General features: G+C 59.2%; 21 protein-coding genes, 2 tRNA genes and 2 rRNA genes. 6 read left to right on the plus strand and 19 right to left on the minus strand.

The window, feature by feature from the left end; genetic code table 11:
• Positions 1 to 23: 23 nt before the first annotated feature.
• The 8 genes from EL191_RS18470 to ilvC form a co-directional block, all read right to left on the minus strand.
• Positions 24 to 2,916, minus strand: a 23S ribosomal RNA gene (locus EL191_RS18470).
• A 258-nt stretch (positions 2,917 to 3,174) separates the two neighbouring features.
• Positions 3,175 to 3,250: transfer RNA gene (locus EL191_RS18475), tRNA-Ala, on the minus strand.
• A gap of 22 nt (positions 3,251 to 3,272) precedes the next feature.
• A tRNA-Ile gene (locus EL191_RS18480) sits at positions 3,273 to 3,349 on the minus strand.
• 85 nt (positions 3,350 to 3,434) lie between these two features.
• Positions 3,435 to 4,971 (minus strand): 16S ribosomal RNA (locus EL191_RS18485).
• Together the 16S and 23S rRNA genes with 2 tRNA genes alongside form the textbook arrangement of a ribosomal RNA operon.
• Before the next feature lie 546 nt (positions 4,972 to 5,517).
• Positions 5,518 to 6,144 carry a protein-methionine-sulfoxide reductase heme-binding subunit MsrQ gene (gene msrQ, locus EL191_RS18495; RefSeq protein ID WP_013716947.1) on the minus strand — a complete coding sequence of 209 codons (627 nt, stop codon included), beginning with the start codon at positions 6,142 to 6,144 and terminating at the stop codon, positions 5,518 to 5,520.
• On the minus strand, positions 6,144 to 7,154 hold the full coding sequence (msrP, locus tag EL191_RS18500; protein WP_041769562.1) for a protein-methionine-sulfoxide reductase catalytic subunit MsrP: 1,011 nt from the start codon (positions 7,152 to 7,154) through the stop codon (positions 6,144 to 6,146). Before msrP ends, msrQ begins: the two co-directional genes overlap by 1 nt.
• A gap of 66 nt (positions 7,155 to 7,220) precedes the next feature.
• The gene (gene pssA, locus EL191_RS18505; protein ID WP_041980762.1) at positions 7,221 to 8,036 is read right to left on the minus strand and encodes a CDP-diacylglycerol--serine O-phosphatidyltransferase; all 816 of its coding nucleotides are present in this window, start codon (positions 8,034 to 8,036) and stop codon (positions 7,221 to 7,223) included.
• Between the two features lie 147 nt (positions 8,037 to 8,183).
• Complete coding sequence (gene ilvC, locus EL191_RS18510) at positions 8,184 to 9,200, minus strand: ketol-acid reductoisomerase (RefSeq protein WP_011921089.1); 1,017 nt, start codon at positions 9,198 to 9,200, stop codon at positions 8,184 to 8,186.
• A gap of 126 nt (positions 9,201 to 9,326) precedes the next feature.
• On the opposite strand from ilvC, the gene ilvY reads away from it, so the two are divergent.
• Positions 9,327 to 10,208 carry an HTH-type transcriptional activator IlvY gene (gene ilvY, locus EL191_RS18515; protein ID WP_041980737.1) on the plus strand — a complete coding sequence of 294 codons (882 nt, stop codon included), beginning with the start codon at positions 9,327 to 9,329 and terminating at the stop codon, positions 10,206 to 10,208.
• Between the two features lie 55 nt (positions 10,209 to 10,263).
• Here the strand turns inward: ilvY and ilvN are convergent, their stop codons facing one another.
• The gene (gene ilvN, locus EL191_RS18520) at positions 10,264 to 10,755 is read right to left on the minus strand and encodes an acetolactate synthase small subunit (protein WP_003243161.1); all 492 of its coding nucleotides are present in this window, start codon (positions 10,753 to 10,755) and stop codon (positions 10,264 to 10,266) included.
• A 1-nt stretch (position 10,756) separates the two neighbouring features.
• Complete coding sequence (locus EL191_RS18525; RefSeq protein WP_013716951.1) at positions 10,757 to 12,481, minus strand: acetolactate synthase 3 large subunit; 1,725 nt, start codon at positions 12,479 to 12,481, stop codon at positions 10,757 to 10,759.
• Positions 12,482 to 12,882: 401 nt separating this feature from the next.
• Between EL191_RS18525 and EL191_RS18530 the strand changes: the two genes are divergently transcribed.
• Complete coding sequence (locus EL191_RS18530; protein WP_013716952.1) at positions 12,883 to 13,317, plus strand: DUF4124 domain-containing protein; 435 nt, start codon at positions 12,883 to 12,885, stop codon at positions 13,315 to 13,317.
• Positions 13,318 to 13,335: 18 nt separating this feature from the next.
• Here EL191_RS18530 and EL191_RS18535 read toward each other — a convergent pair whose 3' ends face one another.
• The 3 genes from EL191_RS18535 to mrcB form a co-directional block, all read right to left on the minus strand.
• Positions 13,336 to 13,665, minus strand: coding sequence for a YqcC family protein (locus tag EL191_RS18535; RefSeq protein ID WP_013716953.1), 330 nt, complete (start codon positions 13,663 to 13,665; stop codon positions 13,336 to 13,338).
• The gene (locus EL191_RS18540; protein ID WP_041980760.1) at positions 13,665 to 14,348 is read right to left on the minus strand and encodes a tetratricopeptide repeat protein; all 684 of its coding nucleotides are present in this window, start codon (positions 14,346 to 14,348) and stop codon (positions 13,665 to 13,667) included. Before EL191_RS18540 ends, EL191_RS18535 begins: the two co-directional genes overlap by 1 nt.
• Before the next feature lie 67 nt (positions 14,349 to 14,415).
• Positions 14,416 to 16,734: a penicillin-binding protein 1B gene (gene mrcB, locus EL191_RS18545; protein WP_126403518.1), complete on the minus strand. Its 2,319-nt coding sequence runs from the start codon at positions 16,732 to 16,734 to the stop codon at positions 14,416 to 14,418.
• 115 nt (positions 16,735 to 16,849) lie between these two features.
• On the opposite strand from mrcB, the gene EL191_RS18550 reads away from it, so the two are divergent.
• The 4 genes from EL191_RS18550 (at position 16,850) to EL191_RS18565 (ending at position 20,121) form a co-directional block, all read left to right on the plus strand.
• Positions 16,850 to 18,412, plus strand: coding sequence for a bifunctional aminoglycoside phosphotransferase/ATP-binding protein (locus tag EL191_RS18550; protein WP_041980731.1), 1,563 nt, complete (start codon positions 16,850 to 16,852; stop codon positions 18,410 to 18,412).
• Between the two features lie 87 nt (positions 18,413 to 18,499).
• The gene (locus EL191_RS18555) at positions 18,500 to 18,844 is read left to right on the plus strand and encodes a pentapeptide repeat-containing protein (RefSeq protein WP_013716957.1); all 345 of its coding nucleotides are present in this window, start codon (positions 18,500 to 18,502) and stop codon (positions 18,842 to 18,844) included.
• A 101-nt stretch (positions 18,845 to 18,945) separates the two neighbouring features.
• Positions 18,946 to 19,218 (plus strand): TfoX/Sxy family protein, encoded by a 273-nt coding sequence (locus tag EL191_RS18560; RefSeq protein ID WP_041980729.1) that lies wholly within the window; start codon positions 18,946 to 18,948, stop codon positions 19,216 to 19,218.
• A 105-nt stretch (positions 19,219 to 19,323) separates the two neighbouring features.
• On the plus strand, positions 19,324 to 20,121 hold the full coding sequence (locus EL191_RS18565; RefSeq protein WP_013716959.1) for a cyclic nucleotide-binding domain-containing protein: 798 nt from the start codon (positions 19,324 to 19,326) through the stop codon (positions 20,119 to 20,121).
• Positions 20,122 to 20,614: 493 nt separating this feature from the next.
• Here the strand turns inward: EL191_RS18565 and EL191_RS18570 are convergent, their stop codons facing one another.
• The 6 genes from EL191_RS18570 to EL191_RS18595 form a co-directional block, all read right to left on the minus strand.
• On the minus strand, positions 20,615 to 21,022 hold the full coding sequence (locus EL191_RS18570) for a nuclear transport factor 2 family protein (RefSeq protein WP_041980728.1): 408 nt from the start codon (positions 21,020 to 21,022) through the stop codon (positions 20,615 to 20,617).
• Positions 21,023 to 21,083: 61 nt separating this feature from the next.
• On the minus strand, positions 21,084 to 21,968 hold the full coding sequence (locus EL191_RS18575) for a ChaN family lipoprotein (protein ID WP_041980727.1): 885 nt from the start codon (positions 21,966 to 21,968) through the stop codon (positions 21,084 to 21,086).
• Positions 21,969 to 21,983: 15 nt separating this feature from the next.
• Positions 21,984 to 22,751 (minus strand): heme ABC transporter ATP-binding protein, encoded by a 768-nt coding sequence (locus EL191_RS18580; RefSeq protein WP_041980726.1) that lies wholly within the window; start codon positions 22,749 to 22,751, stop codon positions 21,984 to 21,986.
• Positions 22,751 to 23,791 (minus strand): FecCD family ABC transporter permease, encoded by a 1,041-nt coding sequence (locus EL191_RS18585; RefSeq protein WP_041980724.1) that lies wholly within the window; start codon positions 23,789 to 23,791, stop codon positions 22,751 to 22,753. Before EL191_RS18585 ends, EL191_RS18580 begins: the two co-directional genes overlap by 1 nt.
• The gene (locus EL191_RS18590) at positions 23,788 to 24,687 is read right to left on the minus strand and encodes a heme/hemin ABC transporter substrate-binding protein (protein ID WP_041980723.1); all 900 of its coding nucleotides are present in this window, start codon (positions 24,685 to 24,687) and stop codon (positions 23,788 to 23,790) included. Before EL191_RS18590 ends, EL191_RS18585 begins: the two co-directional genes overlap by 4 nt.
• Positions 24,688 to 24,741: 54 nt before the next feature.
• Positions 24,742 to 25,806 carry a hemin-degrading factor gene (locus EL191_RS18595; protein WP_017363710.1) on the minus strand — a complete coding sequence of 355 codons (1,065 nt, stop codon included), beginning with the start codon at positions 25,804 to 25,806 and terminating at the stop codon, positions 24,742 to 24,744.
• Positions 25,807 to 25,847: the final 41 nt, after the last annotated feature.

Genomic DNA, 25,847 nt, shown 5'->3' on the forward strand with positions numbered 1-25,847 from the left:
TTCGCAGATTGTTTGGGTGTTATATGGTCAAGCCTCACGGGCAATTAGTATGGGTTAGCTCAACGCCTCACAGCGCTTACACACCCCACCTATCAACGTCGTAGTCTTCGACGGCCCTTCAGGGAGCTCAAGGCTCCAGTGAGATCTCATCTTGAGGCAAGTTTCCCGCTTAGATGCTTTCAGCGGTTATCTTTTCCGAACATAGCTACCCGGCAATGCCACTGGCGTGACAACCGGAACACCAGAGGTTCGTCCAACCCGGTCCTCTCGTACTAAGGTCAGCCCCTCTCAAATCTCAAACGTCCACGGCAGATAGGGACCGAACTGTCTCACGACGTTCTAAACCCAGCTCGCGTACCACTTTAAATGGCGAACAGCCATACCCTTGGGACCGGCTTCAGCCCCAGGATGTGATGAGCCGACATCGAGGTGCCAAACACCGCCGTCGATATGAACTCTTGGGCGGTATCAGCCTGTTATCCCCGGAGTACCTTTTATCCGTTGAGCGATGGCCCTTCCATACAGAACCACCGGATCACTAAGACCTACTTTCGTACCTGCTCGACGTGTCTGTCTCGCAGTCAAGCGCGCTTTTGCCTTTATACTCTACGACCGATTTCCGACCGGTCTGAGCGCACCTTCGTACTCCTCCGTTACTCTTTGGGAGGAGACCGCCCCAGTCAAACTACCCACCATACACTGTCCTCGATCCGGATAACGGACCAGAGTTAGAACCTCAAGGTTGCCAGGGTGGTATTTCAAGGATGGCTCCATGAGAACTGGCGTCCCCACTTCAAAGCCTCCCACCTATCCTACACAAGCAAGCTCAAAGTCCAGTGCAAAGCTATAGTAAAGGTTCACGGGGTCTTTCCGTCTAGCCGCGGATACACTGCATCTTCACAGCGATTTCAATTTCACTGAGTCTCGGGTGGAGACAGCGCCGCCATCGTTACGCCATTCGTGCAGGTCGGAACTTACCCGACAAGGAATTTCGCTACCTTAGGACCGTTATAGTTACGGCCGCCGTTTACCGGGGCTTCGATCAAGAGCTTCGCTTGCGCTAACCCCATCAATTAACCTTCCGGCACCGGGCAGGCGTCACACCCTATACGTCCACTTTCGTGTTTGCAGAGTGCTGTGTTTTTAATAAACAGTCGCAGCGGCCTGGTATCTTCGACCGGCATGGGCTTACGTAGTAAATACTTCACCCTCACCGGCGCACCTTCTCCCGAAGTTACGGTGCCATTTTGCCTAGTTCCTTCACCCGAGTTCTCTCAAGCGCCTTGGTATTCTCTACCTAACCACCTGTGTCGGTTTGGGGTACGGTTCCTAGTTACCTGAAGCTTAGAAGCTTTTCCTGGAAGCATGGCATCAACCACTTCGCATTCTAAAAGAACGCTCGTCATCAGCTCTCGGCCTTGATCTCCCGGATTTACCTAAGAAATCAGCCTACCACCTTAAACACGGACAACCAACGCCGTGCTGGCCTAGCCTTCTCCGTCCCTCCATCGCAGTAACTAGAAGTACGGGAATATTAACCCGTTTCCCATCGACTACGCATTTCTGCCTCGCCTTAGGGGCCGACTAACCCTGCGTCGATTAACGTTGCGCAGGAAACCTTGGTCTTTCGGCGTGCGAGTTTTTCACTCGCATTGTCGTTACTCATGTCAGCATTCGCACTTCTGATACCTCCAGCAAGCTTCTCAACTCACCTTCACAGGCTTACAGAACGCTCCTCTACCGCTCATCCAAAGGATGAACCCGTAGCTTCGGTGTATGGTTTGAGCCCCGTTACATCTTCCGCGCAGGCCGACTCGACTAGTGAGCTATTACGCTTTCTTTAAAGGATGGCTGCTTCTAAGCCAACCTCCTAGCTGTCTAAGCCTTCCCACATCGTTTCCCACTTAACCATAACTTTGGGACCTTAGCTGACGGTCTGGGTTGTTTCCCTTTTCACGACGGACGTTAGCACCCGCCGTGTGTCTCCCGTGCTGACACTTGCTGGTATTCGGAGTTTGCATCGGTTTGGTAAGTCGGGATGACCCCCTAGCCGAAACAGTGCTCTACCCCCAGCAGTGATACACGAGGCGCTACCTAAATAGCTTTCGAGGAGAACCAGCTATCTCCGAGCTTGATTAGCCTTTCACTCCGATCCACAGGTCATCCGCTAACTTTTCAACGGTAGTCGGTTCGGTCCTCCAGTCAGTGTTACCTAACCTTCAACCTGCCCATGGATAGATCGCCCGGTTTCGGGTCTATACCCAGCGACTAAAGCGCCCTATTAAGACTCGCTTTCGCTACGCCTCCCCTATTCGGTTAAGCTCGCCACTGAATATAAGTCGCTGACCCATTATACAAAAGGTACGCAGTCACCCAACAAAGTAGGCTCCCACTGCTTGTACGCATACGGTTTCAGGTTCTATTTCACTCCCCTCTCCGGGGTTCTTTTCGCCTTTCCCTCACGGTACTGGTTCACTATCGGTCAGTCAGTAGTATTTAGCCTTGGAGGATGGTCCCCCCATGTTCAGACAAGGTTTCTCGTGCCCCGTCCTACTCGATTTCATTGATAAGAGCGTTTCGTGTACGGGGCTATCACCCACTACGGCGGCACTTTCCAGAGCCTTCCACTACACTCAAATCAACTTAAGGGCTAGTCCCCGTTCGCTCGCCACTACTTAGGGAATCTCGGTTGATTTCTTTTCCTCAGGGTACTTAGATGTTTCAGTTCCCCTGGTTCGCTTCTTGCACCTATGGATTCAGTACAAGATACCCGGCTTGTGCCGGGTGGGTTCCCCCATTCAGAGATCTCTGGATCACAGTCTGTTTGCCGACTCCCCAAAGCTTTTCGCAGGCTACCACGTCTTTCATCGCCTCTGACTGCCAAGGCATCCACCGTATGCGCTTCTTCACTTGACCATATAACCCCAAGCAATCTGGTTACTGCCTCAATCGTGAAGACGACATTCGCCGAAAATTTGCGTCTTGAGAACTACAAATTTTACCTTGACCAGATCAATTGCCAGTGAAAGCAATTAATCAGTCACTTCTATCACATATCCAAATTTTTAAAGAACGATATTCGTACCGGTCAAAAGACCAGAAATCAGCACTCAACAGGCTTACCCTGAAGCGCTCATTTCTGAACTCTTTTACACTCACCGCAACACGAGAGAGTGGTGGAGCCAAGCGGGATCGAACCGCTGACCTCCTGCGTGCAAGGCAGGCGCTCTCCCAGCTGAGCTATGGCCCCGTATTCTTCTGCACCAAGCAATTGGTAGGTCTGGGCAGATTTGAACTGCCGACCTCACCCTTATCAGGGGTGCGCTCTAACCAACTGAGCTACAGACCTATAACAGGGTCGCGTTACAGCATCGTCTTCGACTATGAATCAAGCAATTCGTGTGGATACTTATGAAGAAGCTGATGTCTTCGATTAAGGAGGTGATCCAGCCGCAGGTTCCCCTACGGCTACCTTGTTACGACTTCACCCCAGTCATGAATCACTCCGTGGTAACCGTCCCCCCGAAGGTTAGACTAGCTACTTCTGGAGCAACCCACTCCCATGGTGTGACGGGCGGTGTGTACAAGGCCCGGGAACGTATTCACCGTGACATTCTGATTCACGATTACTAGCGATTCCGACTTCACGCAGTCGAGTTGCAGACTGCGATCCGGACTACGATCGGTTTTATGGGATTAGCTCCACCTCGCGGCTTGGCAACCCTTTGTACCGACCATTGTAGCACGTGTGTAGCCCTGGCCGTAAGGGCCATGATGACTTGACGTCATCCCCACCTTCCTCCGGTTTGTCACCGGCAGTCTCCTTAGAGTGCCCACCATAACGTGCTGGTAACTAAGGACAAGGGTTGCGCTCGTTACGGGACTTAACCCAACATCTCACGACACGAGCTGACGACAGCCATGCAGCACCTGTGTCTGAGTTCCCGAAGGCACCAATCCATCTCTGGAAAGTTCTCAGCATGTCAAGGCCAGGTAAGGTTCTTCGCGTTGCTTCGAATTAAACCACATGCTCCACCGCTTGTGCGGGCCCCCGTCAATTCATTTGAGTTTTAACCTTGCGGCCGTACTCCCCAGGCGGTCAACTTAATGCGTTAGCTGCGCCACTAAGTTCTCAAGGAACCCAACGGCTAGTTGACATCGTTTACGGCGTGGACTACCAGGGTATCTAATCCTGTTTGCTCCCCACGCTTTCGCACCTCAGTGTCAGTATCAGTCCAGGTGGTCGCCTTCGCCACTGGTGTTCCTTCCTATATCTACGCATTTCACCGCTACACAGGAAATTCCACCACCCTCTACCGTACTCTAGCTCGCCAGTTTTGGATGCAGTTCCCAGGTTGAGCCCGGGGCTTTCACATCCAACTTAACGAACCACCTACGCGCGCTTTACGCCCAGTAATTCCGATTAACGCTTGCACCCTTCGTATTACCGCGGCTGCTGGCACGAAGTTAGCCGGTGCTTATTCTGTCGGTAACGTCAAAACAGCAAGGTATTAACTTACTGCTCTTCCTCCCAACTTAAAGTGCTTTACAATCCGAAGACCTTCTTCACACACGCGGCATGGCTGGATCAGGCTTTCGCCCATTGTCCAATATTCCCCACTGCTGCCTCCCGTAGGAGTCTGGACCGTGTCTCAGTTCCAGTGTGACTGATCATCCTCTCAGACCAGTTACGGATCGTCGCCTTGGTGAGCCATTACCTCACCAACTAGCTAATCCGACCTAGGCTCATCTGATAGCGCAAGGCCCGAAGGTCCCCTGCTTTCTCCCGTAGGACGTACGCGGTATTAGCGTTCCTTTCGGAACGTTATCCCCCACTACCAGGCAGATTCCTAGGCATTACTCACCCGTCCGCCGCTAAATCAGAGAGCAAGCTCTCTTCATCCGCTCGACTTGCATGTGTTAGGCCTGCCGCCAGCGTTCAATCTGAGCCATGATCAAACTCTTCAGTTCAATACTGCTTGGGTTTTGAGAAAACCCTAAACTTGGCTCAGCAATCGCAAATAAACTCTCGAATTCACGAGTGTTACTTGTGATGCTGATAATCAGTTGACTATCAGTCTTACCTCACAAGCACCCACACGAATTGCTTGATTCAGTTGTTAAAGAACAGTTGGCTAAGCTTTTCGTCTCAACCTAGGCCGCGCATTCTACAGCAGCCTTTCTATCTGTCAAGCTGTTTTTCGATTTTGTTTCCGGAGAAACTTCTTTCTACTCAACCACTTGCACTTTCGATCAGAGCTTCTTCTCTCCAGCGGGAGGCGCATTCTACAGCGTTCAAAACCGCTGTCAACACCTCTTTTCTACCGCTTTCGATCCACTCGACCGAACCACCAACAGGATTAAACCAACACCCTGCCGACCGGCGCGCATTCTACACGCCAGATCCAGCTTTGCAAGCCCTTCATTCAACTTAACTTATTGATTAACAAGAAGTTTTTGAAGCGCTTCATCGCTGAAGTGGCGCGCATTCTACCGCCAGCAGAACGTGCGTCAAGCTTATATTTCAATTTTCTTTGGATTCTCTCGAAAAAGGACGCCTGCTCTCTGTAATGCGCCCGCTACAGCGGAGAGGCGCATCAGCAGCAGCGCGCCACCGATCAACGCATAAGCGAGCCACTCCCCCAGATCAGCCCGCACCACCCAGAGCATATGCAATAAAGCCAGCAGCAGGATCGCGTAAACCAGGCGATGCAGCGCCTTCCACTTACGGCCCAGCTTTCTGATACTGAAGCGGTTGGAAGTAACGGCCAAGGCAAGCAAGCCTATATAGGCCAGTGCCCCCACGATGATGTAGGGGCGCTCGGTAAGATCGCGGAGCACCAGGTCCAGGCGCACCCCAGCGATAAACAACACATAGCCGGACAGGTGCAGCGTTACGTAGGCAAAGCACCATAGACCTAACTGCCGACGTACGGCGATCCAACCGCTCCAGCGGGTCAACTGCTGCAGCGGCGTCATTGCCAAGGTGATCAACAAAAGGATCAGGGCTCCGAGTCCCAGGTTATCCACCAGCACCTTGCCGGGGTCAGGCCCCAGCAAATTGGAGACGGCGCAATACAGCCAATACAGCGGCGGTACCAATGCAGCCAGGAATACGCCGACGCGCCAGAGCCTGTAGCGCATCAGTAATACCTCGCCAGATCCATGCCCGCGTAGAGGTCAGCGACCTCCTCGTAGCCATTGAACATCCGCGTATCGATCACATTGGGACTGAACAACCCGCTGGGCAAACGCCGCTCGGTCGCCTGCGACCAGCGCGGATGGTCGACCTGCGGATTGACGTTGGCATAGAAGCCGTACTCATTCGGTGCAATGCGCTCCCAGGTCGTCTTGGGCGCCTCATCTACCAGACTGATCCGGACGATGGACTTGATGCTCTTGAAGCCGTACTTCCATGGCACTACCAGACGCAACGGCGCCCCATTCTGATTCGGCAGAACGCGCCCGTACATGCCGACTGCCATGAAGGCCAGCGGATGCATGGCCTCGTCCAGACGCAAACCTTCAACATAAGGCCAATCGATCAGAGAAAAGCCCGAGCGCTGTCCCGGCATGTGATCACGATCGACCAGCGTTTCGAAGCGCACGTAGCGAGCCGACGAAGTAGGCTCGACCTGCTTGAGCAGTTCGGCCAAAGGAAAACCCAGCCAGGGAATGACCATGGACCAAGCTTCGACACAGCGCAACCGGTAGATGCGCTCTTCGAATGCATGCGGTTTGACCAGATCCTCGATGGCATAGCGCCCAGGCTTGCCCACTTCGCCATCGATCATCACCGTCCAGGGCTCGACCTGTAGCTTACCGGCATTGGCCGCCGGATCGCCCTTGCCTGTGCCGAACTCATAGAAGTTGTTGTAGTGCGTTGCGTCCTTGAACGGCGTGATGCTTTCACCTTCAGCCTTAATCGCTTGCCAGCGCGTGGCCGTCAGTTTCTCTTCGAACCAGCCAGGCGCCTTGGCGGGCTCAACATCGCTGTAGCGCCCTTGAGTTTCGGCACTGGCCCAACCTGGCATAGCCGCCATCGCAGCCAGCGCCAGCGAGCCCTGCATCAGCTTGCGACGAGAGAGATAAACCGACTCTGGGGTGACTTCGGACTCAAGAGCCCGAGAAGAGGGAGGAACTCGGATGAGCATGGCGACTCCGCGACTACAGTTCGAGAAACGAACTGTAGACCACGGAGTGCGGGAGAAATTACAACGTCAGACAGATTTACGACGGCGTAATTGCAGCAGGTACTGAATCGGGCCAGAGGCGGCATAAGCCAGGAAAATCAGCAGGAGGATACGGGGTGGATCACTGAACACCACCGCGAAGACCAGCACCACGGCCAGAATGGCCACGAAAGGTACGCGCCCCTTCAGGTCCAGATCCTTGAAGCTGTAGTACTTGATGTTGCTGACCATCAGGCAACCCGCAGCAGCCACCAACAGAGCCACGGCAAAGGACATGTTCGAGCCCTTGATGCCAAAATCGCTGAATGCCCAGACCGTGCCTGCAACCACGCCAGCCGCAGCCGGACTGGCCAGACCGATGAAATAGCGTTTGTCGACACTACCAATCTGCGTATTGAACCGGGCCAGACGCAACGCCGCGCCAGCAACGTAGATGAAGGCAACCATCCAGCCTACCTTGCCCATGCTACCCAGCGCCCACTCGAACGCGAGCAGAGCCGGCGCCACACCGAAGGCGACCATATCGGAAAGCGAGTCGTACTCCGCGCCGAACGCGCTTTGCGTATTGGTCAGACGCGCCACGCGGCCGTCCAGACCGTCGAGCACCATGGCCACGAACACAGCGGCAGCAGCCACATAGAAGTTGCCGTTCATCGCATTGATGATGGAATAGAAACCGGCGAACAGGTTGGCCGTGGTGAACAGATTGGGCAGCAGGTAGATCCCACGGTGTCGCACCTTGCGTCCTTCCGCGTCCTGCCCTTCCTCTATGTGCTCGTCGATCGGCAGCAGGCTTTCCAGGTTGTCGCCAGCCGGCTTTTGATCCTCGGGACCTTCACTCATTAACAGCACCTTGCAACGGGTTTGACGAATTTCGACCGGGACGACTGAACCCAGTTCGCCTCCCGGTGAGCTGGCTTTATACCAGAAGCCTCGCCCCAGAATGAAAAAACGCGGCATAAAGCCGCGTTCTTTCGCACATCGAGGACCTTAGTTCTTGGTCTTGTCGACGATCTTGTTGGCAGCGATCCACGGCATCATCGCACGCAGCTGCTCACCAATGACTTCGATACCGTGAGCGGCGTTGTTGCGGCGCTTGGCGGTCATCGACGGGTAGCCAGTAGCACCTTCGCTGATGAACATCTTGGCGTACTCGCCGTCCTGGATACGCTTCAGCGCGTTGCGCATGGCTTGACGGGATTCGGCGTTGATCACTTCCGGGCCGGTCACGTACTCGCCGTACTCGGCGTTGTTGGAGATCGAGTAGTTCATGTTGGCGATGCCGCCTTCGTACATGAGGTCGACGATCAGCTTCAGTTCGTGCAGGCACTCGAAGTAAGCCATTTCCGGGGCGTAGCCAGCTTCGACCAGAGTTTCGAAACCGGCCTTGACCAACTCGACGGTACCGCCGCAGAGAACGGCCTGCTCACCAAACAGGTCGGTTTCGGTCTCGTCCTTGAAGGTGGTTTCGATGATGCCGGTGCGGCCGCCGCCGACGCCCGAAGCGTAGGACAGGGCGACGTTCTTGGCATTACCGGAAGCGTCCTGATAAACGGCGATAAGGTCAGGGATGCCGCCGCCTTTGACGAACTCGGTGCGAACGGTGTGGCCCGGAGCCTTCGGCGCGATCATGATCACGTCGAGGTCGGCACGCGGTACGACCTGGTTGTAGTGGATGGCGAAGCCGTGGGAGAAGGCCAGGGTGGCGCCCTTCTTGATGTTCGGCTCGATCTCGTTCTTGTACAGCTGGCCCTGGAACTCGTCCGGGGTCAGGATCATGACCAGATCGGCAGCGGCAACGGCGCTGGCAACGTCGGTCACTTTCAGGCCATGAGCTTCTGCCTTGGCAACGGTCGCGGAGCCTTTACGCAGACCGATGGTGACATCGACGCCGGAATCCTTCAGGTTGCAGGCTTGGGCATGGCCTTGGGAGCCATAACCGATGATGGCGACTTTCTTGCCCTGGATGATGGAGAGGTCGCAATCTTTGTCGTAATAAACTTTCATGTTCTTGGCTCTTTTGAATCGAAAGGGATGGGGTGCGGAGCACCGCGACAGAGAGACCTTAAGTGATTCGCACCATTGCGTAAAATGATATATTTGCAATACAACATGCCGATATATGAAACAAGAATGGACAGTCACTCCCTCAGGCTTTTTCTCTCCCTGGCTGATAACCTGCACTTCGGCCGAACCAGCCGCGAGCAGCATGTCAGCCCGTCTGCGCTCAGCCGCAGTATCAAGCAGCTAGAGGACGAAGTCGGCGCTGCGCTGTTCGTTCGTGACAACCGTTCAGTCCGCCTGACCCGGGAGGGCCAGCAGTTTCGCGAGTACGCGAGCGAGGTCATCAATGGCTGGCAGGCTATTCGCCAGACCTTCATGCAGGACCAGCTGAACCTGCATGGCGAGCTGTCGCTGTATTGCTCGGTCACCGCGAGTTACAGCTTTCTCTACGACATCCTCAGCAGCTTCCGCCAGGACTACCCGCGCATCGAAATGAAACTGCACACCGGCGATCCAGCGAAAGCCGTCGAGCGCGTGCAGCAAGGGCTCGAGGACCTGGCCATTGGCGCCCTCCCCGAAAGCCTGCCAGCCGGCGTGGAATTTCAGTCCATCACTCGTTCGGAATTGCGCTTTATCGGCCCGCAAGCGCCGCACCTATTGAATGAGGAACAACTGAAGCATCCGACTGCCGAGAGCTGGAAAGACGTACCGATGATCCTGTCGGAAGAAGGCCTGGCACGGACGCGTACTGATCGCTGGCTGAAAAGCCACAACATCAAACCGCGCATCTATGCCCAGGTCAGCGGCAACGAAGCGATCGTCAGTATGGTGAGCCTGGGTTTCGGTATTGGCGTGGTGCCACAGATCGTGCTGGACAACAGCCCGTTGACCGCACGCATCCGCATCTACGACATACAGCCACCGCTCACCGCTTACGACATTGGCCTATTCGCACTGGAGAAGCGTCTCAAGGACCCACTGATCGCGGCTTTCTGGAATCGCCAGCGCTGACTTTCAGGCAATAAAAAAGCCCCGCACCAGGCGGGGCTCTCTGTAACCGCAGCAATCAGATACTCAGTACCTTGTCGCCACGGGCGATGCCGGTGACACCGCTACGCACGGTCTCCAGGATCGACGCAGTGCCGATGGCCTGGATAAAGCTGTCGAGCTTGTCGCTGGTACCGGTCAACTGCACGGTGTAGACACTGCTGGTCACATCCACGATCTGACCACGGAAGATGTCGGTCGTACGCTTGACCTCGGCACGCTGGGCGCCGGTGGCCTTGATCTTAACGAGCATCAGTTCGCGCTCGATGTGGGCGCTTTCCGACAGATTGACCAGCTTGACCACCTCGACCAGCTTGTTGAGGTTCTTGGTGATCTGCTCGATCACCTCGTCATGACCAACGGTAGTGAGGGTCAGGCGCGACAGCGTCGGATCCTCGGTTGGCGCAACGGTGAGGCTTTCAATGTTGTAGTTACGCTGGGAGAACAGACCGACCACGCGGGACAGTGCGCCCGGCTCGTTTTCCAGCAGCAGGGAAATGATGTGTCGCATCTTAGGTCCGCTCCGTCTTGCTCAGCCACATGTCACGCATCGCACCGTCTCTGATCTGCATCGGGTAGACGTGCTCGCTGGAATCCACCGCAATGTCGAGGAACACCAGGCGATTCTTCAGGGCGAAGGCTTCCTCCAGCTTGGGCTTGAGGTCCTTCAGCGACGTGATACGCATGCCGACATGACCATAGGCCTCGGCCAATTTGACGAAGTCCGGTAGCGACTCCATGTAGGAGTGCGAATAACGGCTGTTGTACTGCATGTCCTGCCACTGGCGGACCATGCCGAGAGCACCGTTGTTCAGGTTAACGATCTTAACCGGCAGGTCGTACTGCAGGCAGGTCGACAGCTCCTGGATGTTCATCTGGATGCTGCCCTCGCCAGTGACGCACGCCACATCAGCATCCGGGAAGTTCAGCTTGATGCCCATCGCAGCCGGGAAACCAAAGCCCATGGTGCCTAGGCCACCGGAGTTGATCCAGCGGTTGGGCTTGTTGAAGCGGTAATACTGCGCGGCGAACATCTGGTGCTGACCCACATCGGAGGTGATGTAGGCGTCGCCCTTGGTTACTTCGCACAGGGTTTCGATCACGGTCTGCGGCTTGATGATCGAACCGTCGCCCTCGTTGTATGGGAACAGACGACCATTGCCACGCCACTCGTCGATCTGTTTCCACCAGCTGGCGACGGTGTCCTTGTTCGGGGTTTCACCGATTTCCTTGAGGATGGCGACCATCTCGGTCAACACGCTGTCCACCGGGCCAACGATCGGGATATCAGCCTTGATGGTCTTGGAGATCGAGGCCGGGTCGATGTCGATATGAATGATCTTGGCGTTCGGGCAGAACTTGGCCGCGCCGTTGATCACACGGTCATCGAAGCGTGCACCGACAGCCAGGATAACGTCGGCATGGTGCATGGCCAGGTTGGCGGTGTAGCTACCGTGCATACCGAGCATGCCGATGAACTGGCGGTCGGTACCCGGGTAGCCGCCGAGGCCCATCAGGGTATTGGTCACCGGCAGATTGAGCATCTGCGCCAGCTCGGTCAGCGGCGCGGAAGCGCCGCCCATGATCACGCCACCGCCGGAGTACATGACCGGACGCTTGGCAGCCAGCAGCATCTCGGCAGCCTTGCGGATCTGGCCGGAGTGGCCACGTACCGCCGGACTGTAGGAGCGCAGCTTGACCTTCTTCGGATAGACGTATTCGAACTTCTGGGTCGGGTCGCCCATATCCTTCGGAATGTCGACCACGACAGGGCCCGGACGGCCGGACTCGGCGAGATAGAAGGCCTTCTTCAGCACTTCGGGGATTTCCGACGGGTGCTTGATGATGAAGCTGTGCTTCACGATCGGGCGGGAAATACCGACCATGTCGGTTTCCTGGAAGGCATCGGTACCGACCATGGCGCTCGGCACCTGGCCGGAGATCACCACCATCGGAATGGAATCCATATAGGCAGTTGCAATACCGGTGATGGCATTGGTCGCGCCTGGGCCGGAGGTCACCAGCACCACACCGGCCTTGCCGGTGGCACGGGCATAACCGTCAGCCATATGGGTCGCTGCCTGTTCATGACGCACCAGAATGTGGGTCACTTCCGGTTCTTTGAACAGGGCATCGTAAATATGCAGGAGAGCACCACCAGGGTACCCGTAGATGTGCTTAACGCCTTCGTCACGCAGGAAGCGGACGACCATTTCAGCGCCGGATAAAAGCTCCACGTTGTTCACCTCTTGAACGCCAGAATGCCACCCGCAACGGGTAGCCCTAAGTAGGTTCTTACTGTCAGCGGACACGCACGACGGTGATCGTGGATTCGGAACATCAGCTTGACGAGTAACGGAGCAGCCCATGGTCTTGCGGGGCTGGCCCTCCCAGCGCGAGGTAACGCGTAGCGGGTGTCACGGTTCGGCGCGGGTAGCGCCTCTTTTCCCCGAGCTGAAGGACGCTTGCGGCGGACTCCACTACGGGGGAAGGCTGGATTGTTCGGGTTCGGCGAGGGCAAGTCAAGAGATGTGTAACCTATTATTCAACCTGCTGCTGTGACGCAGCGCAGGATGAACATTGCCGGCTTTTGGTTATAGTAACCAACAGCACCGCAGCTCTCGACAAAGGAAACAGCATGCGCCACATGATTCTTACTGGCACCTTGATGCTCGCGCTGAGTACGGCCGCCATGGCCAGCCAGGTTTACAAGTGGGTAGATGACAAAGGCGTGACCCACTTTGGCGCGCAACCTCCGCAGGGCCAACAGGCCACGACCATCAATACTGCAGCCCCACCTCCCCGCCCAGCGCCGAGTGAGCAGGCGCCCAGCATCGAAGAACAACTCGACCCCGAACAGGCGGCTATCGACAAGAAGGTCAAGGAAGATGTGGCCAAGCAGGAAGCCGAGCGCAAGCAGTACTGCGAGAACGCTCGCACCAACCTGGCTCAACTGGAGAACAACCCTCGCCTTCGCATCGAGGATGGCGGTGAAGTTCGTCGCATTGACGAGAACGAGCGGCAGGAACGCATCACCGAACTGAAGAAATCCATCGCGGAAAACTGCAAGTGATGCGTTACGCGCACGCTTTCATGGCGTGCGCGTGAGCAGGCGGTCGAACTCGCCAAGCAGTTCGAGCAGCCGACGCGCAACGCTCGGCTGCTGCTGGTAGACCATTTCCGCCATCGCCTGAATGCCCGATACCGAGGGTAAAGTGGCCCCGCTTTCCAGCAACGCCTTCATGCGCGGCAAGAAGATCCATTGCAGCCATTGCTCGAACGTCAGCGTATCGACGCAAAACGGTTCCACGCTGGCCAAGGCCTCGGCGCTCGGTGCCTCCTCCTGCCACCAACCCTGCACGCGCAGTTCGCGCTCGATCAGCAGCAGGTGCTCGGCCAACGCATTGACGCGCACATTCATCAGAGATTGACTCGGGCGCGCTCGCGGGCCTGAGCTGCGCCAGCCGGGTCACCCTGACGCTCACGCGCCTGGGCGATCAAATCCCACAGGCTGGCCTGCAACGCCGGACGACCATTGGCGTAGGTCAGGCCACGCCGGGCGAACTGCTCGGCCTGAGCGGCATCGCCCTGGGCCAGACGCACCTCGGCAAGACGGTAAAGCACCTGCGGTTCACGCGGTGCGATGCGCTGGGCACGCTCCAGGCTGGACGCGGCGCCATTGAGATCACCACCGCCCTGCTGCTGCTGAGCGGTGGTCAGCAGCGCGAGAACCGGACCATCCAGTTGCTCGTCGGCGGCAAGGCCACCACCGCCACTGGGAATACCGCTAGGCTGGCTCGGCACCGAAGAGCCGTAACTGCCTTGGCTGGGCACCGACGGCTGGCTGCTCACGGGCGGATCGAAGGTCAGACCGCCACTGGAGGTGATCGGCTGCGAGTCGGTCTGCAACGGCGTCGAGACTGCCCCCTGCGGCACCATGACCACCACTCCGGAATCCTCTTCGATACGCTGCGGCGTAGCTGCAGGACTCGGGCTGGTCGAAGGACCAGAGCCGCCCGACGACAACGGAGCCCCGGCATCGATCACCGGAATCGAACCCTGCGGCACTGTACTGCAACCACTCAGAACCGCCGTTGCCAGCATCGTGGCAAGCCACTTCTTGTTCACATCCAATCCTCTTCAGGTAACACCGAGCCACTCGACTCGGCCGTCATTCCAACCAACCCTTGACCCAATCCATGACTGACTCGACCGGAGCCTGGATACCGCAAGCGGAGCCTGGGGCAGGTTCGCTACCGCGAATATAAGGCATCTGTACCGCATTCGGGCAGCCCGACGCCGAGCCCAGACCGGTCTGACGATCGACCCAGGCCTGGGTAACGTTGTCCGGCATCGGCATGTCCAGCGGCAGCGGATCGGCCTTGCGCATGAAACCGGTCCAGACCTGCAGGGCGCCGGTTGCCCCAGTCAGCGGGGTCGGGCCATTGTCGTCGCGCCCCAGCCATACCACCGACAGCAGATCCTGACTGAAACCGGCGAACCAGCTATCGCGCGAATCGTTACTGGTGCCGGTTTTGCCCGCCAGATTCAGCGAGCTGGGCAGTTGGCTGTACACCGAACGCCCCGTGCCTTCGCGCATCGTGCGCTGCATGGCGTTCTGCACCAGGTAGATGGCACCCGGATCGAAACGCTGCTGAATCTTGAATGGATAGCGCCCGAGCGGTTCGCCATCGGCCGTGAGCACGCTGCGGATACCGCGCAATGGTGTATTGAAGCCACCATTGGCAAGGGTCTGGTACATGCCCGCCACTTCCATCGGCGTCATGGCGCCAGCGCCGAGCAGCATCGACGGATAGGCTGGCCACTTGCGCTCCACACCCAATCGCTCAAGGGTCTTGAGCACGTTGGGCACGCCAATTTCCAGGCCGAGCTTGGCCGTGGACAGGTTGTAGGACTGCGCCAACCCCTGATACAGGTAGATGGTGCCGTGCGCCTTGCGGTCATAGTTCTGTGGCGTCCAGACCTGGCCGTCCTGCCCCTTGATGGAGAAGGGCTCATCCTCCAGCCAACTGGTCAGGGTGTACTGGCTGGGACGCTCCAGCGCCGACAGGTAGATCGCCGGCTTGATCAGCGAGCCTATCGGCCGCACGGCGTCAAGCGCTCGGTTGAAGCCGGCGAAACGCGGCTGACGGCTGCCGATCAACGCCTGAATTTCGCCAGTCTCGGGGTTGGTCACCACCATGCCGGCCTGCACCTCGTCCACGCCCTTGCGCCCGGCCAGGCGCTTGAGCGTCTCGGCCAGCGCCTCTTCGGCCTTGAGCTGAAGGATGGGGTCGAAGCTGGTGAAGATGCGCAGACCCTCCTCGGTCAGGTCCTGCTCGCGATAGTCTTCGCGCAGCTGACGCTTGACCAGATCGAGGAACGCTGGGAACGAGCTGTCTGCCATGCTGCCGCGCGTGGTAACGCCCAGCGGCTTCTGCTTGGCAGCGGCAGCCTCTTCCGGGGTGATGGAACCTTGTTCGGCGAGTAGATCGATCACAAGGTTACGTCGCGCCAGAGCGCGCTCGGGATTACGTCGTGGATTGAAATAGGTTGGCCCCTTGACCATGCCCACCAGCAACGCGACCTGCTCCAGCTTAAGCTCGGATACCGGCTGGCTGAAGAAATACTGGCTGGCCAGACCGAAGCCATGCACCGCACGCTGACCATCCTGACCGAGGAAGACCTCGTTCATATAGGCCTCGAGAATCTCGCGCTTGTCGTAATGCAGCTCCAGCAGGACCGCCATCATCGCTTCGGTAGCTTTACGCAGCAGGGTGCGCTCGTTGGTCAGGTAAAAGTTCTTCACCAGCTGCTGGGTCAGGGTACTGCCGCCCTGCACCAAGCGCCCCGAGGTGGCGTTGATCCACAGGGCGCGGGCGATACCCTTGGGCGATACGCCGAAATGGTCGAAATAATCGCGGTCCTCGACCGCCACCAAGGCGTCGATCAGGTAAGCCGGAACCTGATCCAGCTTGATCAGGATGCGATCTTCCTGGTGCGCCGGGTAAAGCCCACCGATCAGCAACGGCTCGAGCCGCGCCACCGCCAGGTTGCTGCCGTCGGCCTGATTCAGCCCGGCGACATAATCGCCAGAGAAGCGCACGCGCACTTTCTGCGACGGCTCGGCGCCTTCGTAGAACTGAAAACCACGACTGTGTAACTCAATGTTGTTACCAGCCACCGATACCGCGCCAGGGCCATTGGCGACGCTTTCACGGCGGTAACCCAGCGCGTCCAGCTCACGCAGGAAGTCGTCCTTGGCCAACTTCTGGCCAACGAAGAGTTCCAGCGGCCTGGCATAGACCTTGGCGGGTACCGTCCAGCGCTTGCCGGAGAATTTCTCCTGCACCACGGCATCGAGGTAAACGGCGAATCCAGCAAGGATCACCAGGCCAACAAGGCCGAGCTTGAGCCCCCAGGCGAGCCAGGGACGCATGCCGGACGAGCGGGATTTCTTGTTTGAGCGGGGAGAGCGTTTTCGTGTCATGGCGGGATTATACGCACTTTACATAGGGGCCAGCAGCGCCGCCCGGATGGTTTGCAGAGCAGCTCACAGCGGCCATAATGCCCAGCTCGAACAGCGTCTAGAACAAGGATCGAACGTGAGCCAAGCCCTGATTGCCGCATTGCAGAACCCGGCCCTGTATCCGCATCCTGTGGAAGGGTTTCAGGTGATTGAGACCCACATTTCCTGGGTTTTGCTCACTGGCCCCTATGCCTACAAGATCAAAAAACCGGTGAATTTTGGCTTTCTCGACTTCACCGAGCTCGACGCACGCCGTCACTTCTGCGAAGAAGAGCTGCGCCTCAACCAGCGTCTCACCCAGGATCTTTACCTGGACGTGTTGCCGATCGGTGGCAGTGAAGACGCGCCAAGCCTCGATGGCAGCACACCGGCCATCGAATACGCACTGAAAATGCGCCAGTTCCCGCAGGAGCAACTGCTCAGCGCCATTCAGACACGCGGCGAGCTGAACGACGCTCACATCGACGCACTGGCCGAGCAAATCGCCACGTTCCACCTGAATGCGCCGAAGGTGCCGCAGGAGCATCCCCTGGGTAGCGCAGAAGCGGTGATGGCTCCGGTGCAGCAGAACTTCGAGCAGATTCGTCCCATGCTCAGCGAGCAGGGCGACTTGCAACAACTCGACGCCCTGGAGGCCTGGGCTCAGTCCAGCTACGAGCGCCTACAGCCACTGCTGAGCGAGCGCAAGGCGCACGGGTTCATACGCGAGTGCCACGGCGATATCCATCTGGGTAACGCTGCACAGATCGATGGCAAGGTGGTGTTGTTCGACTGCATCGAATTCAACGAACCCTTCCGTCTGACCGACGTCACCGCGGACATCGCCTTCCTGGCCATGGACCTCGAAGACCGTGGTCTCAAGTGCCTGGCACGCCGGTTCATCAGCGGCTGGCTGGAACGCACCGGCGATTACGCGGCCCTGCAGTTGCTGAATTTCTACAAGGCCTACCGCGCCATGGTCCGCGGCAAGGTCGCACTGTTCCGCCTGGGCCAGGAGCAGAACCCGGTGCAACGCGCGGTGATTCTGCGCCAATACCGAGGCTACGCTGCACTGGCAGAAAGCTACAGCGCCATCCCGACGCCTTTCCTGGCCATCACCCATGGCGTCTCGGCAGTCGGCAAGAGCCACGTTGCCATGCGTCTGGTGGAAGCACTGGGCACCATTCGCTTGCGTTCCGACATCGAACGCAAGCGCCTGTTCGGCGAACAGAGCACCGCAGCCAAGGATCAGCTGGCCGCCGGTATCTACAGCGCTGATGCCAGCCAGGCGACCTATCAGCGCCTGCATCAACTGGCGCAACAGGTTCTGCAGGCCGGCTTCCCGGTAGTGATCGATGCGACTTACCTCAAGGCTTCGCAGCGTCAGGCTGCCAGCGAGGTCGCCGAAGAGACCGGCGCTCCGCTCCTGATCCTCGACTGCCATGCTCCGGAAGCCGTGATCGCCAGTTGGCTGGAGCAACGTCAGGGCGAAGGCACTGATCCTTCGGATGCGACGCTGGAAGTGATTCAGAGCCAGCAAGCCAACCGCGAACCACTCGACGCAGAGGAGCAGATCCATAGCAAGCGCGTCGACACGCATGACAGCGCCAGCCTGGACAGCCTGGTAGAGCGCATTCGTCAGCGCTTACCCGGGATCTGAGCCGCATCCCACACGGCTGCTCTCCCCTGCCGGGCAAACCCCGGCAGGGGTTCTATACTGCCGGTGAAGCCATCACCGGTATCTGCCATGAGCCAGCCACGTCAGCTTGATCATCCGCTCTACCACCTCCTGCATAACGACGATGTGAAAGGCTTCAACGCGCAGAAGCCCAAGGGTGTCGAGGTCGACCTTTCCGGCGGTGACTTCCGCGGACTCGACCTGCGCAACATGGATACCGACGCCGTCAATTTCACCAACGCCTATTTTCGCGGAGCCGACCTGCGCGGCCTGGACTTCCGCAATGCCAAGATCGAAGGCGCCAGCCTGGCCCATGCACAGATCTCCGGCGCCTATTTCCCTGTCGAGCTGACCGCGGACGAGATTCTCATGTCGGTGAATTTCGGCACCCGGCTGCGTTATCGCACCAAGTAACGCAGTACGAACCAAGGCACGAAGCACTCAGGCAGTTGGCCGCTACACTTTTTTGGCAGGCACGCCAACGTGAATCTTTCCCCCACACGCATGGAGGCCCGATGAACGACGAACTGCAACACCTCAAGAACCTTGGCAAGACCTCAGCGCAATGGCTGCATGCGGTCGGCATACACAGCGCCAACGACCTTCGTCGCTACGGTGCCGTTGGTGCCTACCGGGCGGTCAGAGCACGCGGTTTTCGCGCATCCAAGGTGCTGCTGTATGCCATCGAAGGGGCTCTGCTCAATGTGCACTGGAGTGAGTTGCCGCCCGCCCACAAGGCAGAATTGAACGGCCAGCTGGACGAAACCCAAGGCAACAACAAGAGCTAGCTCACAAGACCAACGCAAGGTGATTTACTCGGAGGGCCGCGAAGCCTATTGTTTCAGGGACCTTCGTGCGGTCAGCCAGCCCAGCCAGTTCAAGGAATTACGGTTATGTATTTACTCGGGGAGCAACCGGCCTACGCCGATCAGCTGATCAACCGCCTGCAGAGCATCCCCACTCAACTGCTGGAAGGGCTGCAACCCGCAGGAGAGCCGTTACGCCTGGAGCGCGTCGATGACCTGGCCCAGGTTCTGCCGGGCAATCAACTGTTCGTCATCGAGAACGGACTGCTGCATGCGCTGGTCGACGAGCGTCCGCTTTTCTATCTGCAGGAAGGCGACCTGGTCGGCCTGCGTCAGGGCATCGACCTGCCCTCCTGCCGTTACAGCAGCGAAGAGCCCATCAGCCTGGTTCCCTACTCGCGCAGTGAAGTGTTCCAGCACATCTATGCCAGCGAGCAACGCCAGGAACAGTTCATTCAATACCTGATCGGTCATACCGCCCTGCTTTCCGATGCACTGGCACGCCTGAAGCAGCCTGAAATTCGCCCAGCGACCGGCTTCCAGCATTTCGCTGCCGGTGAGGAGCTGATTCATCAGGGTGACGAAGCCGACCATGTTTTCATCATCATCGAAGGCCACGCCGAAGCTTACGTCGACGGGCAGAAAGTCGGTGACGTGCAGAAGGACGAGATCTTCGGAGCCATGGCCGTTTTCACTCGCGAAAAACGCAGCGCCACGGTGGTCGCCAGCGAACCCTGCACGGTCATGGTGATTCCCAAGGAGCAGTTTCTCAGCCTGATGCAAAGCAACCCGCGTATCGCACACAGCCTGATCGAGAGCATGGCTCGACGCATCGACCTGCTCAACAAGGAAGTCACTCAGTTGCGCCTGCCTGGCGAAGCCTGAGCAATTAGCTGGCCTGCATTCACGAAACCCCGGACAGATGCCCGGGGTTTCGTTTTTTGAACACAGCTAAATATTTCTGAGAAAAGCTCTCAACGCTTATTGACATGAAAATGAGAATTGTTATTATTGACGCAACTGGTCGCGAGATCAGTCGATAAGCTAAAGAGACCATTTCAGTCGGACTCTTCAGATTATCTCCTCATCAGGCTAATCACGGTTATTGACCCGGCTCTTGCCGGGTCTTTTTTTGCCTGTCCAACGCCTGGAGAATCCATGAGAAAAATTCTCAAAAAGATGTTGACCACGAAATGAGAATTGTTATTATTACATCAACTGATCGCGAGATCGGCCGATAAGCTAAAGAGACCATTTCAGTCGGACTCTTCAGATTATCTCCTCATCAGGCTAATCACGGTTATTGACCCGGCTCTTGCCGGGTCTTTTTTTGCCCGCAGTTTTACGTTGGCGCAGCGACACCAACGTTCGACAACTATCAGTCGTCGACCTGAGCCAGCCAATCCGGCAGGTTGAAGTGCAGACTGATACGGGTGATCAGAGCATCGCGGATCTCGAAGAAGGCGCCTACGCGCATCTGGTAACGCTGCCCACAGGCCTCCGGTAGACCATCGTCGGTAGCCAGGTACTCGCCAGCGACGCGGTACTCGCAGGCAGCATGTCGTCCTTCTGATTCAGCCAGGATCACCAGCGACTCAATCGTCTCGCGATAACACTGCAGTTGCCGCTCGAGAAAGCCGGCGAAGGCGTCGCGGCCCTGTTCAGCGAACCCCTGGTTGGGCTCCAGAATCAACTCGTCGCTGACCAGAGCCATGCAGGCACGAATGTCGCGATCATTGAGGGCGTTGAAATAACGTTGCAGCAAGTCGCGAACGTCGACGGTCATGGCGCAGGCTCCGCATCGGCAAAACGCCGAGAATACCCTGCTGCCCGCAGGCGAAAGGCGGCTAGGGTCGCAGTTTGGCGCAGTGATCCTGCGCCGGTTGCGCAGCGGTGAACCAGACGTAGTCAGCCATGGACGTATCTACCGAACGGCCGACCTCGGCCAATATCAGTATCGCGTTACCCGTCGGCGCGCTCAGATCAGCAAGGTGCAGCGGCACGCCAAGATCCTTGCGCACGTGAAAGGCGCCGGCCAGCAACAGGCTTGGTTGTGGCGCTGCCAGAAGAACCTCGGCCATGCGTCGGTCACGCTGCTGTTGTACGGCGAGCATGGCTGGTAACTGGCTGTCCGGTAACAGGCCGCAATGCGACTCGCGGATATCGTCCAGCAGACGCGCCTGCACGTCGCCCGCACTGGAGCGCTCGCCTTCCAGAACTGGGCGCTGGCGATAGATCTGCATGATCTCGGCGCGATCCAGATTGGCCGCGAGCAAGGGATAAGGCTGCCGCAACTGATGCAGAACCAGCGGCCCATAAAGCGACCAGTCCCAACCGGGCTGCCAGGACAAGGCAACGAACGGGTCGCTGGGTGATTGCCCCTCACGTGCAACGCGCTGAGCCTGATCGACCTTGGGCTGCTGATCCGGATTGAGCATTTCCATCAATACACTACCCTGCGGCCGCTGCCTGGCCAGCTCGCGCAACAGCCAGAGCTGCAGGGCATGATGATCGGGGTTGTCGTGCTGTTCGCCGACCAGGACCCGCTCGGCTCGCACCAGGCGTTCCAGCAGTTGCTCAGGGCTGATCGACTGCCCACTTGCCAAATCGACGATACGACCCAGATCGGCATGCTCATGCCCAAGTGGGGCGAGCGGTGCCGGCAGCGGCAAGACTTCTCGGCTGTGACAGGCGGCCAGCAGCATCAGACAACTCAGCAGTAGGACTCGCATCGAGGGCTCCAGCATTCAGCGTGCGACGATCAGTGGGTGGCCGCGTTCGGGATGAGTCTGCACCAGCACCTCCAGACCGAACACGGCCTGCAGCGGCTCGGCGCGCAATACGTCGGCAGGCGTACCCAACGCATGTGCTCTGCCCTGATCCAGCAACAGCAGGCGATCACAGTAGCGTGCAGCCAGGTTGAGGTCATGGAGGATCACCAGCACGGCCGCACAGGATTCGGCCAGACGACGGACCGCCTGCAAGCAGGTGTGCTGATGCAAGGGGTCGAGCATCGAGGTCGGCTCATCGAGCAGCAGAATTCGCCCGTCACCACCCGGCCACAGCTGCGCCAGCACCCGCGCCAGGTGCACACGTTGACGCTCACCACCAGACAGCGCCAGGTAGCTGCGCCCCGTCAGGTGAGTGGCGTCGGCCGCATGTAGCGCCTCCTTGATGATCTGCGCGTCGCGCATGCGCCCGCTGTCGTGCGGCAGCCGCCCCATGGCAACCACTTCCTCAACACGAAAGGCGAAGTTCAGACTCGAACTCTGTGGCAGTACGGCCAGGCGCCTGGCCCGCTCCGGCCCGGACCAGTCATCGAGCGCGCGCTGATCCAGCGTCACCTGCCCGGCACTGGCCGGCAGCTCGCCGGTCATCGCCGCCAGCAAGGTACTCTTGCCCGCACCGTTCGGCCCCAATACACCGAGCACCTCACCGGGGCGCAGTTGCAGGTCGATGCCACTGAGCACCACCTGTTGCCCGCGGCGAATTTCCAGCTGTTCGACCCGCAGCATCAGCTTCGCCCCCGCACCAGCAGATAGAGAAAGAACGGCGCGCCGATCAACGCCGTGACGATGCCGATCGGCAACTCGGCAGGTGCCAGCGCCAGACGCGCAACCAGATCGGCCAGCAGCAACAGGCTTGCACCAGCCAGTGCGGAGGCCGGTAACAGCAAGCGATGATCGGGGCCGACCAGCAAACGCATCAGGTGCGGAACCACCAGGCCGATAAAGCCGATCAGGCCGGCAGCAGCCACCGCAGCCCCCACACCCAGCGCGGTGCAGAATACCAGCTCACGCTTGAGGCGCTCGACATCGAAACCGAGGTGGCGGGCCTCCGACTCGCCGAGCAGCAGGGCATTCAACGCCCGTGCCCGCCGCGGCAACCACAGTGCCACAGCCAGCGTGGCCAGCAACAATGGCCAGAGCCGCGCATAGCTGGCCCCGTTGAGACTGCCCAGGTTCCAGAACGTCAGGGTGCGCAACGTCGCGTCGTCCGCCAGGTAGGTGAACAGGCCAATGGACGCACCGGCCAGTGCGGTCAGCGCAATGCCGGCCAGCAGCATGGTCGCCACATTGGTCTGCCCGTCACGCCGGCCCAGACGGTAGACCAGCGCCGTGACCAGCAGGCCGCCAACGAAGGCGCAGGCCGACAGCAGATAAGGCGCAAAGGCTTCCGGCAAACCGCCGAAGGCGGCGCCACCGACGATGGCCACCGCAGCGCCCAGCGCGGCGCCGCTGGACACCCCGACCAGGCCGGGGTCGGCCAACGGGTTGCGAAACAGCCCCTGCATCGCCACACCACACAGGGCCAGCACCATACCCACAGCTAGCCCGAGCAGGGTACGCGGCATGCGTATCTGCGACAGGATCAGTTCGGCCTGCTGAACCGACGCATCCGCCGCGAAGGGCAGACCCAGCAGGCGCAGAGCCGCACGCAAGGTATCACCCAGCGGCAGACTGACCGGCCCGAGCGCCAGCGAGAGCCACAACGCGAGCACGAGCAGCAGGCCCAGTGCAATGAACAATGGGCGCGTCGAAAAAGGTGAGGTCATGGCTCGCGCTTGGCTTCAGCAGTCAGGGTTTGGCTGGCAGGATAAAAGCCTGCGCCGAGCATCGCCAGCCCATCCGGCACGCGCGGCCCAAGGCCGCCGACCAGCAGGGTCGGGTCCAGCGCCAGCAAACGCCCCTCGCGGGCAGCACGGGTGCCGGCCAGGGCCGGGTTCTGCTGCAGCAGGGCCTGCCTCGCGGCATCGCCTTCCAGGGCGCGATCAGCGACGACCACCACTTGCGGATCGAGCGCCAGCAGCGCCTCGCTGGAAAGCGCCTTGTAGCCGTTGTGACTGGCCAGATTTCGCCCACCGGCACGGCTGATCAGCCAGTCCGCCGCCGTATCGACACCGCCAACCAGCGGGCTACCGCCGGCATGCCCAAGCACCAGCAAAACACCAGGTGCCTCCTGACTGCGCTGCGCCTGCTCGACCCACTGCTGCTGGGTCTGCAGGCGCGCCTGGTAATCGGCAAAGGCGCGTTGCCCCGCTGCCTCATCACCGAGCAGCCGGCCCAGGCGCTGCAGGTTGGCCTGCAGGCTGTCCAGCTCGGCCCGCGCGCTAAGGCGCTCGATGCGCACGCCAGCCGCCGCCAGTTGCTCGAGCACCGGCGGCGGGCCCATCTCCTCGCTGCCTAGAAGAAGGTCCGGGCGCAGGGCAAGAACACCCTCGGCCGCCAACTGGCGTTGATAACCGACGCTGGGCAGCTTGGTCAGCGACGCCGGATAACGACTGGTGGTATCGACACCCACCAGCTTGCTCTCGCCGCCCAGCAACACCACCCACTCACTCAGGGCACCGCCTGAACTCACCCAGCGCTGCGGCAACGGCTCGGCAGCCAGGACCATATTGGGAAACAACAGGACGGCCGCGAGGCCGCCCAGGATATTGGCAAGACGCATGGTCTCGACTCCTCAAACGTGACATCGACCGGCCCCTGCAGGAGCCGGTACGGATCAGGCCAGCACTGGCAGCGACTCGGCCAGCTCGCGCCAGTCATCGCGCTCGGCCATGCCGGGCTTGCGCGCACCGAACAACTGGATCACCAGCTCGCCATCGGCATCGAAGGCCTCCAGGCTGGTGATCACGCCGTCGACACTGGGCTTGCGCACACGCCACAGCTCGACCACGCCGCGGGTCTGCAGGTGCAGGTTGAAATCGGGGTCGAGCACGTTGAACCAGCTGTCCATCCAGCGCAGGTTGTTCACCGGGCCGGTGTGAATCTGGATGCAGTGGCGATTGCCGACGAACACCATGATCGGCACTTCACGAGCAGCCGCCTGCTCCATCAGTACCGTCAGTTCGGAAGTCGCCAACGGCTGCGCCCATTGCTCGCCTGCCATTCGTAGCGCCTGGGTGCGGGCAACCTCATGCTTCTTCAGCAAGGCAAAAAAGTGATGGGTGTCCTGCAACTTCGCCCACCCATCACGCAGCGCCTGGCTGTCGATCTCGGCGTCGGCCTTGTGCGCGGGAGCCACGGGCAGCGGCAACAGTTGCAGCTCGGCACTCTGCTCACCAGCGAAGCGCTCGACCAACGGCTGCCAGGCCCCCAGTTCGCTGTGCTCGGTCAGGTAGACCTTATGCACGGCAACACCCTGCTGGTCGAACACCTGGATGCTGCGCTGGATACCCTTGGCGGTTTCCTCGGCCACGGCAAACACGCTGGCCCAACCACCGAGAAACAGGCGCAGGTCGATGTCGGCCGACACCACCAGGCCCATCTGCCCGGATGCGGCAACACTCACCTCGCGGTAGAGCCCCTTGCGCTCATGGACGCAGTGCTCGTTACGCGTCAGCACCATGACCCGACCGAGCTCACCGAGCGCCGGCAGCAGCGCGGCCCAGTCCGGGCGCAAGCGCTGCGCATCGATGCCCAGACGGCTCGCGGTCAACTCGGCCTCGCTGACACCTAGCTGAGCCGCCGCTTCGCGGGCGCGCAGGCGGGGTTGCTCACCGCGCAGCACTTGCCAGGCCTGGTAAAGATCGGCGGCCGGCGCAGCCAAGTTGTTTGCGGTACTCATCGGGATCTCCTCTCTCACGGACAGTTGGCAGCACCGTCGTC

Origin of the sequence: Pseudomonas mendocina (genome assembly GCF_900636545.1) — a bacterium.
Lineage (GTDB): Bacteria > Pseudomonadota > Gammaproteobacteria > Pseudomonadales > Pseudomonadaceae > Aquipseudomonas > Aquipseudomonas mendocina.